Below are 18683 nucleotides of genomic sequence, written 5' to 3'. Positions count from 1 at the left end.
TACTCCTCGTACCTTCACGCGGCAAGGAGCGTCAAAGATAAAATCTCAACTAGGGACGGAAAACCAGATATTCCAACAAATAAAATCATGAAAAAACTATGCCTGTTTTTTTTTTGATGGTGATGATTAGCTTGGGAACAGTTGCAATTGTCAGAAGTCAGCAAACACCACCACCTATCAATACCTATAGTCAAACCGTGAAACGGGAAGTCTTCGCGAGTGGTTATCCTAGTGAGGCAGAAGGTAGAATTTTAGAATTAGTACGTTATACCATTCCTGGTATGGCAAAACTGCTGCCTCACGTTCATCCAGGGATGCAAATTTTCAAAGTTGAATTGGGGACACTCACCTATACTGTTGTCCAGGGAATCGCGAAAATTAAACGCGCCAATGGTAAAGAAGAAACCCTAGACGCGGGCCAAACTACTCGTCTGACGGTGGGAGATTCTTTAGTTGAGGCAGGGGGTATGGTGCATCACGGTCAAAATGAAACAGGAGATCTGGTAATTCTGCTTTCCACTTCTCTCCTGGATTCTCAGAAACCGAAAGCAATTTTGATCGAGCGTTAATCGACTTTACTGGTGCTTGGTGGTGGCGGATTAAAGTTTTGAACTGGCATCTGGGGTTCATATGGTGTCCGAGTAATTAAGCACAATCAGATTGGTTCGTAGTGCGGACTTCAGTCAGCTTTCATGCGGAGGACACTCCCGACGCACTACAAACTGTTTTTGTTATGGTAATAGAGCGGACATGATATGACTCTTTCCCAAGCACATCGCTTGGGAAGGAGTTAATTAACTTTAAACCACCGCACTTTTCAACCTATCACTTTGGCGCGCCGCTGACGGAGGAAAACCCCCAAAAGCCCGATCGCCCCAACGATCAAAAGCAGCCATTCTTCCGGTTCCGGAACCCCAGAAACATTCAAAGGATTGTTCGGTTTCGTCAACTCCTCCTTACCCGATTCTATCTTTCTTTCAAATCGATCGCTCTTAGCTTCCGCCGCCTTTAGCTGCGCCCTTTGCGCGTCATTAACTAGCACAATCATCGAAGAATAAGGCGTGACGACTTTAAAAGTTTTAGCTAGCGAGTGCATTGCATCCAACTGAGTCAACTGATTGGAAGTTTTCTCTTTGCTAAGGGCGGTTATCAACTGCCGCGCAGCTATCGGTTTAAAACCTTCATTTTCATCATCAGTTATTTTCGCAACCGCCGCCGACTTGGGAGTTTTGGCATAACTCCAAACATAGCCATCAACAACACTAATTGCAGATTTCCCTGATGATGCTGTCGTCGCCACTCGCTGCATCGCCTCTTTGATATCGGTAGAAACTCCGCCACCGCTATCTTGAATCAGCTTTAAAGTTCCATCATCGTAAGCCGGTGGTAAGCCTCCCAAATGCACAGTCCATAGGGGTGAGGGCATGGAAACGCTGGTTTTGCGATCGTCGGATAACTCATAGCTGTGGCGATCGCTCACCAAGAATACAGTATCATAAGTGCGATCGGCGCGTAACTGTGCAAACTGTTGCAGAATATCCTTAAGTTGGAGCGTACCATAAAACGTCAACTTTCCAACATCAAAACTCCCCAAATCTTCCACCAACTTCGGCGGCATCCCCGTCGCACTCGCCACATACAAATCAACCGTATTTGCTTTTAAACTATTCGCTTTCAACCATTCAAAATTCTCCTTAACTTCCTTTGTTTCCCCCGCCATACTGCGAGAAGTATCCAGAATCACTGCCAACTTTTTTCCCTGCGGCAGCGAATAATTTGCATCAACTAACGGCTGAGCCGAAATCGTATTTTCTCCCGGCAAATTTGCCAGACGCGGTATTGCTTGCTGCCGGGAAACTGCTAGCACAAAAGTCGGCAGCCAAGTTTCTTTTGCCTCTTTTCCCTTGTAATTTACCTGTTTTCCGGCAATTGTGCGGCGAGTATTTCCATCCCAATAAATGTTACGTTTTTCTGCTAAAACAGGCATCGCCCAACCCTGTGGTTGTCGCATCACTTTGTAAGTCAGCCACAAGTGCATTTCCGTTGGCCCATCAGTTTGCGTGCGCGAAAACTCTCGTTTAGCCGGAATTGGAAAAGCTCGCAAGCGGTATTGTTTCGGGCCAACTTGTTCGAGCAAAGCCGGGTCTACATTTTCTCTCACCTGCTGGTTGTAAACTTGCTGTGCAGCACCTCTGGGCGACACACTAAATGCAAAACGCCTTTTCAAATCCCCAGTATCGCCCAGCCAAACTCCTGTAACTGCGGCGCTTTCCGGCAGTGAAAAGTAATAGAATACTTCTTGCAAGTTCGGCGTTTGATTTTTGTAAACTTCGTAGAGTTGAATGTCAGCCCAATCGCCCTTTTCTGTGATTGTAACTTCTTGGGACTGCAACCATACTTTTTCCTCATTAACATTCAGCAAACCTGCCTTAGCTTCTTGGCGGTTAGATGTTGACTGCACTGCGTGCTTTACTGCTTCCGTGTCACCTTTTTGAATTTCGGTATCGAAGAATCCAGCGTAGAGTTTTTCGGCTTTTTTAACATCGGAATCAGAGCCTTGATACAAAAACGGCGACATTAAAAAATTGTAGCTGTTCTGCACGTTGCGAGCCGCTGTGTTAGGCAAACTGAACGTATTTTTGTACATCTCATAAATGTGGTTGTTTTCTCCCACAGTGCTGAGATAGCGGTACGGAGATAAATAAGCATTAACTAAGCCCGATCGAATCATATCAGACTTGGCTAATAAAGTTTGACGCGCAGTGTCATTTGCTGCGGGAGTTGCCAGAATTTTCATGGCTTGAATTTGCGGCTGCTGTAGCAAAGCTGCAAAAATTGCCAGCCAAGCAGCCATGACTCCCAAGCTGCCCATGATTGCTTGATTCTTTCCGTATTGGGAAGCAAAACTGCGAAATACTTTGCGTCCAGATTGGATGTATAGAAAGCCGTAAAGCGAAGGCATTACTACGAACAAGCTGGAGGTAAGACCAAACAGAATCAAGGATAATGGTAGCCACCAAATTATGGATAATGAAGTGTACTTTAGAGAATCTATCAGTGGTGCTACCCAAACAAAACTTAAAAATCCAACTACCAGCGTAAATGCGACAGGTAGAGCGTAAAACATCAGCAAGGTTGCCGCCCAAGTTCCAACTAGCAGCATTAAGCTGTGAAATCCTAACTGGATCCATGCACTTCGCTTGTTTCCCATGAATCCAATAGAACTGGACTTTCTGTTGCGAGCATCTTGAGATATTGAAATATCTTCAATATTTTCTTGTTTCCCAAAATATCCGTACAGCATTTCTACTAAAAATGCTGCAATGCACAAAACGATTGTAGCGATAATTAGCGAGCTGGCTGGATTCAGTTCTCGAAGCATAAACAGCCTGATTAAGCAGAGCAAAAACAACGGCGCTTCTACTCCGTAAAACAAGCGCATTAGCTGCAATGGTTGCTTGTGAAAGCGCCTTGCTCCTACTATGGTAAACACTGTCGGTACTGCTATCAGTGCTGTTAGGGTTAAGGAAAATTCAAGGGGAATAATTCCGTCTATTGTTGCTTGGATTAACGGAATTGCTAGGTATGGCAAAATTCCTAGATAAACAGTTGACAAAAATGTCAGGTTCCACACCCAAAAAACAATTCTAAAAATTGCATCAAATACCTGCTTTGCTTTCATTTTTTGCTCCTTTTAAGCTTTGTTTGACAGCATTATGTACGTTAGCAGTAAACTCTTGTACCTCGGAATTTTCAGGATTTACGAAACTGTCAAAAAGAATGGAAACTAGCACCCAAGTCTGATTGCGATGGGTGATGTCGCTGCCGATGCGCGACAAGAAGTTATCTGTGGTTTGCGCTTGAGATTGCAGCCAGTATGCAGCGGATAGTTGGTTGTCTTTGAGATACAGCCAGCGAGCGGTTACGGTAGGAGTTAGCTGTTTTTGTTCTATTCGATTAACGGAGATGCCACTGGTTACAAAGCACAACTCTGGTGCGTGATAAGTCTGCCAAGATGTGCTGGCTACTGCGAGGAGGGAACCGTGCAAGTTACCTGAGACAAATCTCTTTTTTTCGGCTTTTGTATCTGGGTAATTGCCGAAGAATCTTTGTTCGCTGGGATTCAGCGGGATTGCTTCGGATATAATTTGTTGGGGTAGTTGTAAAGGGGCGATCGCTACTTTTGTACTTTCGACATGATACAATTGAGAAATTCCTGCTAAAACAGTCACCGTCACAATTAGTCCGGCTTTTGCCAGAGGCTGATTTTTCAGTATTTCCGAATCTCGTTGCGAGTTGAAATCAATTTGTTTTGTTGGCTGAAATTTGGGAACTTGTTGCAGCATCAACCAACTTACAAAACAACCGCAGACTAAACCTACAATTCCCAGCGGTACGTGGAGGATTTCTGCATAGGTTGGCTGTTGCCAAACTTGGGCAACCAGCACTAGCGCGACAACCCGCAAAGCGTTAGCAGACAGCAACATTAACAAGTTAGCAGCGCATACTGCCAGCCATTGAAAACTTAATTTTCGGCTTTCTAACCAGGTAGCCACTAGCAAAAATAGCGTCCCGACTAATAGGGTTTTAATGCCGCTGCAAGGTATATCAACGTGAGCGATGCCGTTTTCCAAAATCAGGATATCGTAGGAAGAAATAGCTCCCACGTGCAGGAATGAGAGCAACTGTTCTACTACGTGAGCAGTCATCACTCGCGCGGGCAAGCCGAGGCCGCTATTAAACTGATTGCTGAAGGGTAAAATACAAGCCAGCAAGCCGGCAATTGGCAAGTTTTTTTGCCAAAAATTCGGTTCCGCAAAGAAGCCGCACAGCCCGTAAGTTCCGAGGATAAATAGCAGTACGCTAACTTGTGGGATATTAATTATGCACCCTGTGGCGATCGCCAAAACACCTGCACCCAACATCAACAGCAGCGGATTGCGCCTCAAAATGAAGTTGCGGGAAAATGCGCGCGGGCGATCGCTCGGTTGGGGCGATCGCACTACTAATGCTACAATCAGAAAACCAATTGCTATCTTGTACAGTGCCGGTATCTCAACAAACGACGATAACAGCCACTTAACAGCCGAGATATTGGCCCAAAACCAAGCAAGCGCCAGCAAAAAAGGAGCCAGCCAAACCAAATTAACCGCCTGAGGGGGACTAACAGAATCTGAAATTCCCGAATCTGGAATATTGGTGCGCTGCATGATACCGCTTGAAATTCACATTGATGAAATCTTAGCTCAGCAAAATTGGTAATGCCTAGACCCGTAAATTAAGTTTTGTCAAGCTTCTATTTTCTATACATAAATGTTAGCCTTATAATAATTTAATCGGAGGTAAAAATGAGCGAAAAAAGTACAGGATACAAAATTCTTAGCGACAACCGACAAGCGCGCCATTTGTATGAAATTATAGATACATATCAAGTGGGAATCGAGTTAAAGGGAACCGAAGTCAAATCGATTCGGGAAGGAAAAGCGAATTTGCGGGACGGATATGCTTTGGTTAAAAATGGCGAAATATGGCTGATTAACGTTCATATTTCGCCGTGGAGAAGTGCTAGCAACTATTTTAATCACGAGCCTCGCCGCACCCGCAAATTGCTGATGCACAAGCAGGAAATTCGCAAATTAATCGGCAAAGTGGAAGAAAAAGGTTTGACTTTAGTGCCGTTAAAAATGTATTTGAAAGGTGGCTGGGTAAAACTTGATATCGGTTTGGGAAAAGGGAAAAAACTGCACGACAAGCGCGAAGATTTGAAGAAACGCGAAGACAAGCGGGATATGGAACGCGCGATGAAGCAATTTTAGTCATCAGTCATCAGTCATTAGTCGGTAAACAGTCAACTGTCACCTATCAACCCAACGACTGTGCTCTTCGGGCAGGGGGCAAGCTGTCAACTGTCAACAGTCATCAGTTATATTATGTGGGAGCATCTCATTTTTGTAAAAAGCATTTTTTTTTGAGTGCGAGCGTCCCCGCTCGCGTATTGTATAGTACGCGAGCGGGGACAGCACTATAAATACAAAACTCAGATGCTGCCTATCATGTCCGATCCATAACCATAATAAAAATGGTTCGTAGTGCGTCCTGGTGTCCGCAGCTTCAGAGCGGACACCAGGACGCACTACAAACTGTTCGCGCGTGCCCTTAATCGAGCGAACACCATATCATCAGTCATTCAGTCATCAGTCCTCTCAACCGCTTCTGTCAACCTCTTCGGGCTCTTCTGTCAACTGCCAACTGTCAACTGTCAACTGTCAACTGTCAACTGTCCTTCTTCCCGCTTCAATCTTCAATCTTCCTGAAAATATCCGGATTGCTTGTGGAGTCCCACGAAGGGTTAACCTATGCTCGAATACATCTAGGTAATCGCAGCATGAGGCAAGCATTCGGCTGTGGAGTTGCAAACCATAAATGAGAAATGAGTTCAAGCCTTCCTTCATTTCCTAAGATTATGATGCCATGAGGGTGGCAATTAAATCTAGACAACAAAATATCCCAACTCTCAAGTTAAAAGATGCTAAAAACGACACCGTTAGCTAACATTTTTAATGTCATGAAAGAGCCAACAAAAAAGCATCATCACTCCAAGTGGGCGGCATTCCTACTGATGCTAGCAGTAGGCTTTGGCGGCTGGCAATTTGGGTTGCCGGAACTCGCCTCACTGTTTAATAATAAGGGCTTTGAAAACTACAAAGCCAATAGATTGGCTGATACTCAAAAAGCCTATGAATTAGCCCTCTCCGTAGATCCCAAGAGCCGAACAGCTCTTTACAATTTGGGATGGCTGTGCGAAGAGGTGCAAGATTTAGAGTGCGCCCGAGGAAAATACCTGCAAGCTGCCAAACTGGGTCTCCCTGCTGCTTACAGCAATTTAGCTCGATTATATATAGTAGACAAGAAAAACTATGCTGCTGCCGTTCACTTGCTGTGGCAAGGTTTAAAATTAGCTGAGGACGATCGAGTAAAATATTCCTTACTCAAAAATTTGGGATGGGCTCGGCTGAAACAGGGTAGATATTCAGAGGCATTGCAGCATCTGGATGCAGCGATTAAGCTTGATAGTGAAAGACCTGCAACTTACTGCTTAAAAGCGCAAGTCCTAGAAGGGATGAAAAAGACGAAGGAAGCGCTACCGCAGTGGAAAACTTGTCTAAAGTATGCGGATTCCCAAGAATTCGATGAGGATATATGGATAGGAATGGCACGTCAACGATTAAAAGAGGAAAAAACAAATAAATGAAACGCACAGTTTTGCTTTCATCAGCCATGCTGGCAATTATAACGGTAATGGAGCTAAGTCAAGCCTCAAGAGCAATGCCAACTCCTGCAACTGTTACACCCACAGTGAATGAATCAGTCGCAACGCTGTTCCAATTGAATCAGTCTACGACGTGGCGGCGGTGCAAAGATAGAGATGGATATTATGCGTGTCCGAGATTTGCAATGCCTTCGGATAGCGAAGAATAAGAGTTATTTTCGATAATTTTTGTAGAGTTCGCCACTAGCACTTTACAACTAACAGGTATGTAGTATGTAGTAGTAGTTATGTAGGTGCACGCTGTGCACCTTATACCATTTGAGATTTGAGATTTGAGATTTGAGATTTTTCGATTTGAGATTAAAGAATTGGAAATGACTGATGACTATAGCCTTTTTCAGTAACAGTGCGGTGCTCATAGGGCATAGGGCATAGGGCATAGGGCATAGGGCATAGGGCATAGGGCATAGGGCATAGGGCATACCTCACTTATTTGAGAAAGGCTATAGCGCGTCGCGTGAGAACCCCGGTCTTTCAAGCCGGGGATGAAACGCAGTTGCAACCTTTAGGTTGCCAGTAATCTGTGTTATAGTTTTTAACAATGTGGAACAAGTAGGCGTATCAACTACGCGTAGAACCATTCCTAGAACGGTGAAATTCCGGGCAGTAAGACACCCTCAACATCTTTGTTTGAGAAAGACTATGGCACAGCCAAGCAGCGCAGGATGGGGAGCGTACCGAACTGGCTTAGTGTTGAGAAGTGCGAACGAAAGCATAAATCAAAAAAGTAAGCGTAATTGCAACACCAAAAGGTAGTTGTTTTGAACGTCTAGATGTGTCTTGACAGCGTATTTAAGAGTGTCAAAGCTTCTTAAGAATCTCCGCACCTTCAGGTCGGAGAGTGTCAAATCATCGCTTGCAGCTTTAGGAAAGCTGTCTGCTTTTTGGGAACTGGAATCCTTACCGGGCGGGGATAAAACCCCGCCATTACTTTTATAAGTTCGATTTTTGAACCGCAAGCTTTTCGGTGATTACCCAGGGGTACCTGATTTTTCCGATCGCTATTCTACTCGCCCTGTGTCAAACCTGAATCTTGCTGCTGCTGAGAATTGCTATAAAAACTAGCAATAATCGCCACCATCAACCACCAAAGCATATTAACTTCCGGCCGATACCAAACTGTATCGACAAAACCGTGAGCCATCATACCAGTTAAAGTGGCGATCGCCCCAATCAACCAAAACCCCTGATTTGATTTGAGATTTGGGGATTCTTCCTCTAAATGAGAGCTGTTAAATTGTGCGTCGCGCAATTTTTTGATCTGCAACAAACCTTGATTGACGGTAACAGTCATCAGCCACAGGAAACACATTAAACCGATAAAACCAGTTTCGACGGCAATTTCTAGCAGCACAGAATAAGCGCTCAAAGCAGTGAATTTTGGCTTCATATAAAGCGGATAAACTTTATTAAAAGCAGTATTTCCGGGCCCAATGCCGAGGATTGGCCGATCGCGAATCATGTCAATCACCGCCATCCAAACATTAATCCGAAAATTGTTGCTGCTGTCGCCGCGCCCGACAAACATACTCGAAACTCGATCGCGCAACGCTGGCACCAAAGCTACTCCCAAAATTAACGCTCCAGCCAAACCTCCTAACCCTAACGGTAGCGCCCAAGTGCGCCAGAACCTAGGCATCAAAGGGCTGTACCAGTACCAAAGCAGGACTAAAAACACTACTAGCAGTGCCACAAAACCGATCCAAGCACCGCGACTGTCGGTGTAGCGCAAACACGCGCAATTCACCACCAGCATCGTCAACGCTAAAAGTTTGGTTCCCCATCCTTGCCACACAAAAAGTGCGGCGGCGCTCAAGGCAATGGCTGGTAGCAAATAGGAACCGAGCAAGTTGGGATTGCCCAAAAAACTGTAAACTCGGGTGACATCGGCTTGAGTAGAAGTCGGATCGTTCCAAGTAGCTAATGGTGGCACTTTATCAATCCACTGCCGCACGCCGTAGAAACTGACAATTAAAGCAACATTAAGATATACGGCTATTAACCACGATCGCAAACGGGAATCTCGCAATATCCGCGCCATCAGTGCAAAAAATAGCAAATACAGCGTTAGCTTCGTCCAGCCTGTAAAAGCGGCGGCTTTCACCGGCGACATTGCTGTGGCGACGGTAGCAATGCCCCAGTACAAAAGTACCAGCAAGTGAATGGGTGTGAGGGCGATCGCGCGATCGTCCGAAACAGTCAGCAGCACCCAAAACGCAGCGCCAGCAGCCATCAACACACCCACCAGGGCGTTGTTTACAAATGGGCCCATACCGAACGTCAAGGCGAGCAAAACAAAACCCAGGGGCTCGGCCCACTGCATCAGCCAGCTACTCTGCCGCCAACCGCGCAAAGAGCCGATCGCCAAATTCAATAAATAACTGCCACTTTGCCACTGAGAGAGCGACAAATTTGCCAGAGTTAACTGTTGCCAAACTGAATTCATTTCTTTAAATTCGTTATTCGTTATTCGTTATTCGTTATTCGTTATTCGTTGTTCGTTATTCGTTATTCGTTGTTCGTTATTGGCTGTAATAACAACAAATAACTAATAACAAGTAACAAGTAACCAATAACAAGTAACCAATAACAACTGTCAACTGTCAACTGTCAACTGTCAACTGACTTCATCTTTCCAACAACTCGGTAGCATTGGTACAGGGGAGCCAGAGCGCGTAGCGATATCCAGATTCTGGAGTGCCTTGAATCGAGAGTTTGCCGCCTTGAATTTCCACCAACTGGCAGCAAAGCAGCAGCCCCAAGCGTTCCCTAGCGCCGTAACCAGCTAACACAGGTGCCGTATCCGCAGCATTCTCGGCCACCAAAGCCGCCAACTCAGAAAACGCCAGCGTTAATCGCTGCGAAGCCTGTGTCTGTGACGGAAGTGGCGGTTCAAATTCCAGGGAGTCGGTTTCGGAGTTCGATCGCGCACCGCGATCGGCTCCGACCTTCAACAAGTAGTCGGAGTAGAGTTTAGCATGGGGCAAACTTTCACCCAACCAAGGATGAAAAACCCAAACTCCGATATTGATACCGTCTTGTTTCCGAGAAACGTGGACTCGAATCACGCTGCCTGCCCCAGCCGATTGAATAATGCTAAAAATTAAGTGGTGCAGCATTTGCTGAACTTTATCCTTATCGGCCAGCCAGATGCGCGGCCCGGGCCCCATTGACAAGTTAATTTCTTGCTCTCGTCTAGAGGCTGCTGGCGACAGGGTTGTCACAACTTGCTGAGACAAAGTTTCTATATCAACTGCGGTTCGCTTCAATGTGAAAGCGGTATCGTCTAGATCTGCCAGTTCCAAAATTTCTTCAACTAGCGATCGCAAAGATCGGCTGCTGTCTTGGATCACGTCGATATATTCTTTTTGCTTGCTCGTTAAGGGGCCGTAAATTTCTTGGTTCAATACGCTTGCCATGCCGAGGACAGAAGTGAGCGGGGTGAGCAATTCTTGCGCTAAATGATTCAGCAGTTTTACTTTAATTGAGTTAGTAGATAAATCGATAGGTTTGTTATTCATCGGTTATTTTTGTTGGTTCATTATCGAGCGCTTATTGTTAGATCGAGTCCGGTTAAATAATTCTAATTAAGTTTGTACTGAGGACGGCAGCCCTCAAAATCTTAAAACGCCGAACGAAAACAACTTTATTATCAGTGATTAACCGGCACTGATACTTAGTTACTTATTATACATCTTCCCCAAGTTTATAACAAGTTGTTTGCTGCACGAATTAAAAATAGAGTGGCAACCCAAAGGCAATATATAGCAGTTGACAGTTGACAGTTGACAGTTGACAGTTGACAGTTACATAGTACGAGAATCAAACCGTTTATGCTAAAGGGTTATAGGATCTATTCATGACATGATTTATGTCCTAACCTATGTGGCGGTTGCTATATCATCCTTATTTTTGCTTCTCTCTTCCTGCGTCTCTCTTCCTACTTCCCTATTCCTAATTGCAGATTCGGACTAATTAAGATTTAATCATTCCTTCTAAAGCGGATTGCAAGTCTTGAGTGAGTTCGGCAACTGCTACCCTGCGGCTGCTTTGATATCCCTCCCAGCGATCGCCCACTGATATCGGTTCGCCCACGGTCATTTGCACCTGCTGTTTGCCCAAAGAAGGTCGGCCGAAAGGATTTCCGCCTTTGATGCGAGTCAGTACGTCCCACAGCAGTAAAGTTGTTTCTGCCAAACGTTCTGCTGTGAGCTTTTCTTGGACGTATCTGCCCGTGACTGAGACGAAACTTTCGACAAGTCTCATGTGCCACATCCGCAGACTTGCTTCTTCAGCGAGGCGATCGGCTAATCCTCTTTCTAAGGCACAAAGTCCTGCAATATCTTTGATATCTTCTCGATAAATATAGTCCCAGCCTGCTTGTTCCAGACGGCGGCAGCGGTCTATCAAACTGCCTTTGGGCTTCAAGTTAAAATATTCTTCTGCTACTTGCAAGCCTACGTCTAACAGTGCTGTCAGTCGAGGAATCATCGCTTCATTTTCCGAATCGTTTGTCGTTGTTTCGGGCAGCGGTATTAATGTCAAAGAAGATGTTTTTAACTGTAAATTTCGATGATAAAAACGGGCGTAAAACTGTTCCATTACTGTTAGTAAATGGTTGCCAACTCGAATCAGGCGCAGATATTGGAATTTGTGATGCTGGTCTGCGGGAGCGAGATTTTCTGCCTCTAATTTAGCAATCTCGGTGGGTTCTAAGGCTGGAAGTCCGCAATCTATTTCTAATTGAGTTAAAAGTTTTTCTAAGGGTTCCCAAGGTGGATTGACATAGCGGTATTGAATGCCGATCGGCACAATCAACACTTTTTCATCAGTACGTCCGGCTTTTAGCAAGTCTTCAACGCACCAGAAGCCCATTTGAGCGATTCCCGGTTCCAGGGGGCTAACTATTTCATTGTGACCGTTGGTGGCGCCTTCTGGGGCGGCGGCGATGGGAAATTGGCTGTTGGCGAATAAATCGCGGGCCGATCGCAATCCAGCGCGATCGATCTTGCCGCGCACAATCGGAGTACCGCCGAGGCGAGAATATAGCCAGCCGACGCTAGAACCGGCCCACAGAGGAATTCCGCGATCGTAGATAAAGTGGGAATGTACCGGGAATTGCAGGGGAATGCCTTTGGCGCGCGCCGCCTGGGGAACGAGTTTCCAAATTAGTTGTCCCAAACAGTAGGGATCGTCGGAGTTGGGATGGCGGAAGGCGAGTAAGAAGCGAACTTTTTGATTTTGAAATTGGTGGAAGAGTTCGGCGAGGGTTTCGACGTTTTCGGCTTGAATGTGGCTGATATTTGTCTTAAATCGCAGCCACCAGGGGAGTATTTGCTGACAACCATTGACGATGAGGGGGTTGTAGGCTGGGGGTATGAATTCCAGCGGTGGCTGAACTTGGTTTATAGAATTGGGCATTTGGCGATTTTACTGTCGTGCATTTCAATTGCATATTCGGGACGGGCTAGAAGCCCATCCCACAAGACTTGAATTATTTCTTGACATACAGTTTAAATGCACAACAGCTTAACTTACAATTTTTATTGTTCTTGTGGGATGGGCGTCCCGCCCGTCCAGAAAGAACGGGATCTTCTGGCCCATCCCACTTTTAAGAGTGTAAGTTATTAAATTTTAGTTCCTTAGTTAATCATGTGCGATCGATTTACCGCAATCAGATTCGATCGCGCGTGCGGACTTTAGTCCGCAGCCTGAAAGCGGACTTTAGTCCGCACTACAAACAAACGGTTTTTGTGATGGTAATCGACTCGACATGATATAAGACGGCGCTTGCAACCGCCCCTAGAGAAACAAAACCCACTTCCATGAGATTGCTAACTTAAGCTTATTGGTTTATAGCGGCAAACGCATAATTCCTGTCACTAAGATTTTGGATTGCCAAAATCTAAAATCTAAAATCCTATTGTGCGGCTTCAAAAATCATTTCTTGGAAGTTAATCACATCCGATCGCGGATCGCAGTGAGTGACTTTGACTTCTAGCCGATCGCCAATTTCGACCGATCGACCAAATCGCATCGCCAACTCCAAACCCAACTCTTCCAACAAAATCAAAGCCAGATTGCTATCTTCCCTCAACCAGCGCAGCATCAAAGCTTCCCAAACCTCATCAGGATTGCGCCGCAAATATTCCAATCCCCAATAACGGTTTGTTTGGCGTTCCACAGTAGAGGCTTCTCTAACTGCGGTACCGAGACACATCACAATATCCTGTATTTCTTGGGCGGAAAAAGGCAGTGGTTCGCCCCGCAGGTGGGCTTTAATTTGGAAGTGAGTCAGCAAGTCGGTATAGCGGCGGATCGGGGAAGTAACTTGAGTGTAGGATTCCAAACCTAAACCTGCGTGGCGTCCGGGGGTCAGACCCATTTCGCTGCGGGGCATACAGCGACGTACAGCGCAAGCGCGGGCTGGGCCAGCGGGCACGGCCAGCAGTTCTTCCTCTGGGGGGAGTTCCGGCTGCGGCTGATAGCGGTAGGGTATGGGCAGGCTGTGAGTTTGACCGTAGCGGGCGGCGACTTCGCCAGCTAAAATCATCATTTCTGCTACTAGCAATCTGGCTGTGGAGTCGTCGATGACGTGGATTTTGATTTCGTCGCCGTGGACTTTGATGACGGATTCGGGCATGAAAATGCTGATGGCGCCTTGGGCTTCGCGCCATTTTTGACGCAGTTTTGCCGCCGAGGCGATCGCGCTTATTTCCGGTTCTGCTTCAATTCCCAACTCCAGCATTTCGTCTACGTCATCGTAGGTTAAGCGATAGGTGGGTTTGATCTTGCTGATATGGATGCTGTAATCTTGGGCCGCGCCGATTTCATCTAAGGTGACACTAAAGCTGAGGGCGCTGCACTCTTTACCTTGAATTAAACTCATCGGCCCGGTTGCCAAAGCTGGGGGAAACATGGGGATCATGCCCGTGGGCAGATACACTGTAGTGGTGCGCTTTCTGGCTTCGAGGTCGAGTTCGTCTCCGGGGGAAAGCAAGCGGGTCGGATCTGCTATGTGTATCCACAGACGCTGCTGGCCGTTTTCGAGGAATTCTAGGCTGAGTCCGTCGTCGATTTCCGTAGTGCTTTCGTCGTCGATCGTGTAAACCTTGAGGTGAGTTAAATCGAGACGATCTGTGTCTGAGTCGGTTGAGGGTTCTTCTAGGCAGCTTTGCGCTACTTCTAATACCTTTGCCGATAGTTGTAGGGGAATTTGGCTTCGCCGCAAAAACAGGTTTTCGTGGGGACTCCACAGGCCGAGATCGACTAGGAGTTGAAATGCTGCTTCAGGGTTTTCGGGACGTTGTAAGCTGGCTAAAGTTTCTAATGCCGGCGTGCGGTGAGTTGCTTCTTCTCCGAGGGTAGCAAAGCGTTCTAGGGCATCGAGGCGAGTTCGATCGCTAGTTGCCCAATCTACATTATTTTCCCCAGCCAGCCGCCGTTTAACTCGATCCCAAAATCCTTGGGATTCTTGGTGTCGGTGCTGTTCTACTTCTTGCTGGTGTTTGATTTCGGCTACTTGGGCAACTGGTCGCGGTTCGTAGCGATCGCCCTTTTGTTTAAAATACAGTTTATCTGTGGACAGCAAACAATAAGCTGCATAACATTGCGCCGGAGTGCGATCGGAAAATAGCAGCATAGCCAGGGCTTCTGGATCTGTATTTTCTCCGTCGCCCACTAGAAGTTCCCAAGCTACTTCTAGACTCGACGGATCTGAGTAAGCTTCTACTTCTTTAAGAAATTTGGAAATGTCGGAGGGTTTGTAAGTTTCTCCGACTGCTTCATAGCTGATTTGTTTTGGCGGAATGCTGTGCGGTTGACCGTTTTCGTCTACCACTACCCAGTTTTTCTTGCCGTCAGGGCGATCGGCAACGGCCAGGCGGCGGTCGCCGTGCACTCTAAATTCTACTAACGTTCCCTTCTCCACTTGCCCGCTTTATATTTGAGATTTTGGATTTTTACAGTTGCCACTTATCGAGTTTCTTTGCTTCCGATTTTAGATTTTGGATGTTTACATTTTTTAAATCAATTGTCAAAACTAACATCTAAAAAGTTCTGCTTTTTGTGCTTTAATTTTTAACTTTTGAGATTTTGATTAAGACTTACGCACCAGCGACTCAATACCAAATATTGCCAGCTATTAGCTACCATCGCTTGCGACAAAAAGACGTTGTTTTCGCGTAAGTCCTATTTTTGTCCAAAATCTAAAATCTAAAATCCAAAATCCAATTAGCCTTCTTGGTTTACGAAGGGCATCAAAGCTACAATTCTTGCTCTTTTGATGCTGCGGGTCAGGTCGCGCTGTTGTTTTGCCGTCAAACCGGTAATCCGGCGGGGCAAAATTTTACCGCGTTCTGTGACGTATTTTTTGAGCAAATCGACATCTTTATAGTCGATCGGGTCTCCTGGTTTGATTGGCGAAACGCGCCGGCGAAAGTAAGTCATGGTTCTTTGGTAATTGGTAATCTGTCATTGGTCATTGGTCATTGGTCATTGGTAATCGGTCATTGGTCATTGGTAATTGGCAATCGGTAATCAGTAATTCTTAAAAGATTCTTAAATGACTGCGATAGTAGAAACTATTAGCCATTAATCCTTAAATACTACTCATTCCCCATGCCCCATGCCCCATTCCCCATGCCCCATGCCCCATTCCCTACTTGATCTCTTTGTGAGTAGTGTGCTTGTTGCAGTGGGGGCAGAACTTTTTGAGTTCCAGCCGTGCCGTCGTGTTGCGACGGTTCTTGGTCGTGGTGTACCGAGACACGCCTTTGGAGCGTTTGCTCGCGTTTGTTCGGCACTCAGTACACTCTAGGGTAATTATGATGCGGACGCCTTTAGCCATAATTCTAAATAAATTTCGACTAATTTAAACACAATTTATTATCGTCTCACATTTGTCTGCACTTGGTCAAGCAATCTTCTAACTTTGATGTCAAGCGAGTAGCCGCGCTTGGTTCCGATGACGATCGTCCTACCGAGTCGATCGTGAAAAGCTTGGGGAAACCTTTCTGCGTCGGTGAAAGCAACGCTACAGTCGATCGCCAGTGGTAACATCAGCAGCAAGACGCCCGCGTTAGTGGAGGTGAGCCCACCTACACCTGCGAAGGCTAGGGCGGCGCAAAAGCCCAGCAATGCCTCGCGCTTGCACAATTCTTGCACTCCGGGAGTCCGTTGGAATCTAGGATCGAAAATTTTCATGTCCAGGGCCCAGCGCCCGAGACTTTGACCTTGGTTTTTCCTGACGATGGCTACGCGCATTATCATCCACAGCAGGACAAAAAGAAAGGTTTGGGCGATCGGATTTGTACCGAGAAGCAAACTGGGTATCCAAACGGCGATCGCGTCAATGCAGAAGGCACCGGCGCGGCAGGTCGGAACTCATAGGCCAAAAAAAGAATTACTTTGAAATGGGTAAGTCCTATTTCTATCGTAATCGAAATCAAGGGGCTTGAAGCCGTAGGGCATAAGGTCAAGGCGCAGCTACATATTAATAAACCTCATCATGGCTTCCAATATCAACCAAGACAATTAAATCATCACCTGTTGTAGCATCTTTTTTGAAAGCAAAAATGATTCGACAATCATAGGCCACTGAACAAGACCATAAACCGTCCAATTTCCCCGTTAACTTATGAGATTTTAAAGCCGGATTAAAAGGATCATCGCCCAACAATTCTAAAACCTCTAATATCTGGTCTTGTAATTGCTTATTTTTTTTGATTAATCGCTTAAAACTTCTTTTGAAACTCGGATCTGTTGTTAAAATCATTCCTCCTCCAATAAATATGACTTCAACTCTTCAAAACTTCCTGAGCATTAGCCAAAATTTCATCCCTCCGATTTTCAATCCGTCGCTTGCGGATTAGCTCAAACAACTGATCCTGATCTTCTATTGATAAACTTTCGACCTGAGCAATAATTTCTTGTACAGTCATCATACAGCCTCCTTTAAACTAAAATCAACGAAATATTTCGCCTCCACCAAAACCCAATCCTTAATCAAACGGCTTAATCCTTATTCCGTTATAATCCACCAAAAGGTCAATATCACTACTCTCATCGACAACACCCCGCGCCACCGAACCAAACACCCATACATTAAACGCCCGATGTCGCAGCGCCACCGCCAGGATATCCTCGCCCTTGGACTTTAATAACTATTGTAACTTCAGCATAGGATTTCCTCAAGCATCAATTTAATTTGAAACTTTACAGGCTTACAGATCCATTCGTGGAAGCCCCGCGCGTTCACATCAGGAGTGTCAAAAAAGCCCTTAATATAATTATATAGCAACTGCCAAGACTGTTAGGATATTCTTAATCACTGAAAATCTTGCCCGGAAATCCCAAGCTCAAAACTTAAACTTTTCCTCAAAAACTGTGTCATGTCTCCAAATGTGCGATCGCCCCGTCCCAAATCCCCGCTGAAGCAAGTGTTAATCAGACTTGTCCTCGCCGTAATTGCTGCTGTTATCGCGTTCAACATTCCTCACTCCTTAATTCCCGTGTTTAAAGAACCTGTATCCGAAGCATCGCCGCCGCCCGAAATCCAAAACGTGCTCGCCGGGAAGCGCAGAATTGTGACTGTGGGCGACAGCATCACCGAAGCGGCGAAATACCCCGGAGGTTACGTTTGGCTGCTCCAACGCTATCTAAATGCCCTGTATCCCGATCGCAAAATCGAGATCGTCAACGCGGGAATCTCCGGTAACAAGGCGAGTGATATGCAGGCGCGTTTTCAGAAAGATGCGATCGACAAAAAGCCAGATTTAATCACGATCAACGCCGGAGTCAACGACGTTTGGCACGCTTTTTTCGACTTCCAAAAACTTCAGTTTCATCCGCAAGGCAACTTAGCTGCGGGATTACCGCTGGCAGAATATATAGACAAAATAACTCAAATGGTACTGGCAGCAAAAGCCGCAGGAATTCGAGTCGTGCTGCTTTCTCCTACTCCGATTCGCGAGATTCTAGACGGCCCAGAAAATCGCAGGTTGCAAGAATATGTTGTGGCGATGCGAGAAATTGCCAAGCAACACCAGTGTTTATTTATCGATTTGAATGCGCCATTTCGGGAAGTTATCGGCACCTATCAAAAACACGCCGGAAAAACTCTAAATTTGTTAGCAGCCGATGGCGTTCATCCGAATCCATCGGGATATCGAATCATTGCTTTTACTATATTGCGCGGTTTGGGAGTACCCGCTAAGGATATTGAAAATTTGCAGGTGAAAAATTGAGCAGAAGGAAGAAGGAAGAAGGAAGAAGGAAGAAGGAAGGAAGAAGGAAGAAGGAAAGAAGTAGCTGTAGGGTGTGTCGCCCTTAACAATCTCTAAATTTGACAGAC

17 protein-coding genes are annotated in these 18683 nt (G+C 45.9%); 5 read left to right on the top strand and 12 right to left on the bottom strand.

The window, feature by feature from the left end:
• The first annotated feature begins 98 nt into the window (after positions 1-98).
• A complete protein-coding gene (locus tag JGK36_RS03505; RefSeq protein ID WP_293185330.1) occupies positions 99-569 on the top strand; it encodes a cupin domain-containing protein in 471 nt (156 codons plus the stop codon).
• Between the two features lie 248 nt (positions 570-817).
• Here the strand turns inward: JGK36_RS03505 and JGK36_RS03500 are convergent, their stop codons facing one another.
• Positions 818-3682, bottom strand: a complete 2865-nt coding sequence (locus JGK36_RS03500; RefSeq protein WP_293196266.1) for a TIGR02921 family PEP-CTERM protein — start codon at positions 3680-3682, stop codon at positions 818-820.
• The gene (gene xrtO / locus JGK36_RS03495) at positions 3660-5210 is read right to left on the bottom strand and encodes an exosortase O (RefSeq protein WP_293185328.1); all 1551 of its coding nucleotides are present in this window, start codon (positions 5208-5210) and stop codon (positions 3660-3662) included. Before xrtO ends, JGK36_RS03500 begins: the two co-directional genes overlap by 23 nt.
• Positions 5211-5348: 138 nt before the next feature.
• On the opposite strand from xrtO, the gene smpB reads away from it, so the two are divergent.
• The 3 genes from smpB (at position 5349) to JGK36_RS03480 (ending at position 7479) form a co-directional block, all read left to right on the top strand.
• Positions 5349-5816 carry an SsrA-binding protein SmpB gene (gene smpB, locus JGK36_RS03490; protein ID WP_293185326.1) on the top strand — a complete coding sequence of 156 codons (468 nt, stop codon included), beginning with the start codon at positions 5349-5351 and terminating at the stop codon, positions 5814-5816.
• A 710-nt stretch (positions 5817-6526) separates the two neighbouring features.
• On the top strand, positions 6527-7252 hold the full coding sequence (locus tag JGK36_RS03485; RefSeq protein WP_293185324.1) for a tetratricopeptide repeat protein: 726 nt from the start codon (positions 6527-6529) through the stop codon (positions 7250-7252).
• On the top strand, positions 7249-7479 hold the full coding sequence (locus JGK36_RS03480) for an Osc7112_2153 family protein (protein WP_293185323.1): 231 nt from the start codon (positions 7249-7251) through the stop codon (positions 7477-7479). Before JGK36_RS03485 ends, JGK36_RS03480 begins: the two co-directional genes overlap by 4 nt.
• An 857-nt stretch (positions 7480-8336) precedes the next feature.
• Here JGK36_RS03480 and JGK36_RS03475 read toward each other — a convergent pair.
• The 10 genes from JGK36_RS03475 to JGK36_RS33795 form a co-directional block, all read right to left on the bottom strand.
• Positions 8337-9776: an IctB family putative bicarbonate transporter gene (locus JGK36_RS03475; protein ID WP_293196264.1), complete on the bottom strand. Its 1440-nt coding sequence runs from the start codon at positions 9774-9776 to the stop codon at positions 8337-8339.
• Between the two features lie 181 nt (positions 9777-9957).
• Positions 9958-10851: a histidine kinase dimerization/phospho-acceptor domain-containing protein gene (locus tag JGK36_RS03470; protein WP_293182804.1), complete on the bottom strand. Its 894-nt coding sequence runs from the start codon at positions 10849-10851 to the stop codon at positions 9958-9960.
• A 454-nt stretch (positions 10852-11305) separates the two neighbouring features.
• On the bottom strand, positions 11306-12751 hold the full coding sequence (locus JGK36_RS03465) for a 1-acyl-sn-glycerol-3-phosphate acyltransferase (RefSeq protein ID WP_293196262.1): 1446 nt from the start codon (positions 12749-12751) through the stop codon (positions 11306-11308).
• Positions 12752-13250: 499 nt separating this feature from the next.
• Positions 13251-15260, bottom strand: coding sequence for a ribonuclease catalytic domain-containing protein (locus JGK36_RS03460; protein WP_293182800.1), 2010 nt, complete (start codon positions 15258-15260; stop codon positions 13251-13253).
• Positions 15261-15562: 302 nt separating this feature from the next.
• A complete protein-coding gene (gene rpsR / locus JGK36_RS03455) occupies positions 15563-15778 on the bottom strand; it encodes a 30S ribosomal protein S18 (RefSeq protein WP_006631377.1) in 216 nt (71 codons plus the stop codon).
• Positions 15779-15989: 211 nt separating this feature from the next.
• Complete coding sequence (rpmG, locus tag JGK36_RS03450; RefSeq protein WP_293182798.1) at positions 15990-16178, bottom strand: 50S ribosomal protein L33; 189 nt, start codon at positions 16176-16178, stop codon at positions 15990-15992.
• Positions 16179-16216: 38 nt separating this feature from the next.
• Positions 16217-16654, bottom strand: coding sequence for an RDD family protein (locus JGK36_RS03445; protein ID WP_367120243.1), 438 nt, complete (start codon positions 16652-16654; stop codon positions 16217-16219).
• Positions 16655-16823: 169 nt separating this feature from the next.
• Positions 16824-17105: a type II toxin-antitoxin system mRNA interferase toxin, RelE/StbE family gene (locus tag JGK36_RS03435; protein WP_293182794.1), complete on the bottom strand. Its 282-nt coding sequence runs from the start codon at positions 17103-17105 to the stop codon at positions 16824-16826.
• A gap of 22 nt (positions 17106-17127) precedes the next feature.
• Positions 17128-17274, bottom strand: a complete 147-nt coding sequence (locus JGK36_RS03430) for a hypothetical protein (RefSeq protein ID WP_293200792.1) — start codon at positions 17272-17274, stop codon at positions 17128-17130.
• Between the two features lie 57 nt (positions 17275-17331).
• Positions 17332-17427 (bottom strand): nucleotidyltransferase domain-containing protein, encoded by a 96-nt coding sequence (locus tag JGK36_RS33795; protein WP_293191989.1) that lies wholly within the window; start codon positions 17425-17427, stop codon positions 17332-17334.
• A 294-nt stretch (positions 17428-17721) separates the two neighbouring features.
• On the opposite strand from JGK36_RS33795, the gene JGK36_RS03425 reads away from it, so the two are divergent.
• A complete protein-coding gene (locus JGK36_RS03425; protein ID WP_293196258.1) occupies positions 17722-18576 on the top strand; it encodes an SGNH/GDSL hydrolase family protein in 855 nt (284 codons plus the stop codon).
• Positions 18577-18683 lie beyond the last annotated feature (107 nt).

It is taken from the genome of Microcoleus sp. PH2017_35_SFW_U_B, from assembly GCF_020737865.1.
Classification (GTDB): domain Bacteria; phylum Cyanobacteriota; class Cyanobacteriia; order Cyanobacteriales; family Microcoleaceae; genus Microcoleus.
The sequence above is the reverse complement of the archived record's forward strand: the minus strand, read 5'-3'. Positions and strand labels throughout refer to the sequence as shown.

What these genes read in the sequence shown, in the direction of transcription:
- JGK36_RS03505 (WP_293185330.1), top strand. Translation starts at nt 99, where the DNA reads ATGCCTGTTTTTTTTTTGATGGTGATGATTAGCTTGGGAACAGTTGCA.
- JGK36_RS03500 (WP_293196266.1), bottom strand. Translation starts at nt 3,682, where the DNA reads ATGAAAGCAAAGCAGGTATTTGATGCAATTTTTAGAATTGTTTTTTGG.
- xrtO (WP_293185328.1), bottom strand. Translation starts at nt 5,210, where the DNA reads ATGCAGCGCACCAATATTCCAGATTCGGGAATTTCAGATTCTGTTAGT.
- smpB (WP_293185326.1), top strand. Translation starts at nt 5,349, where the DNA reads ATGAGCGAAAAAAGTACAGGATACAAAATTCTTAGCGACAACCGACAA.
- JGK36_RS03485 (WP_293185324.1), top strand. Translation starts at nt 6,527, where the DNA reads ATGCTAAAAACGACACCGTTAGCTAACATTTTTAATGTCATGAAAGAG.
- JGK36_RS03480 (WP_293185323.1), top strand. Translation starts at nt 7,249, where the DNA reads ATGAAACGCACAGTTTTGCTTTCATCAGCCATGCTGGCAATTATAACG.
- JGK36_RS03475 (WP_293196264.1), bottom strand. Translation starts at nt 9,776, where the DNA reads ATGAATTCAGTTTGGCAACAGTTAACTCTGGCAAATTTGTCGCTCTCT.
- JGK36_RS03470 (WP_293182804.1), bottom strand. Translation starts at nt 10,851, where the DNA reads ATGAATAACAAACCTATCGATTTATCTACTAACTCAATTAAAGTAAAA.
- JGK36_RS03465 (WP_293196262.1), bottom strand. Translation starts at nt 12,751, where the DNA reads ATGCCCAATTCTATAAACCAAGTTCAGCCACCGCTGGAATTCATACCC.
- rpsR (WP_006631377.1), bottom strand. Translation starts at nt 15,778, where the DNA reads ATGACTTACTTTCGCCGGCGCGTTTCGCCAATCAAACCAGGAGACCCG.
- rpmG (WP_293182798.1), bottom strand. Translation starts at nt 16,178, where the DNA reads ATGGCTAAAGGCGTCCGCATCATAATTACCCTAGAGTGTACTGAGTGC.
- JGK36_RS03435 (WP_293182794.1), bottom strand. Translation starts at nt 17,105, where the DNA reads ATGATTTTAACAACAGATCCGAGTTTCAAAAGAAGTTTTAAGCGATTA.
- JGK36_RS03430 (WP_293200792.1), bottom strand. Translation starts at nt 17,274, where the DNA reads ATGATGACTGTACAAGAAATTATTGCTCAGGTCGAAAGTTTATCAATA.
- JGK36_RS03425 (WP_293196258.1), top strand. Translation starts at nt 17,722, where the DNA reads ATGTCTCCAAATGTGCGATCGCCCCGTCCCAAATCCCCGCTGAAGCAA.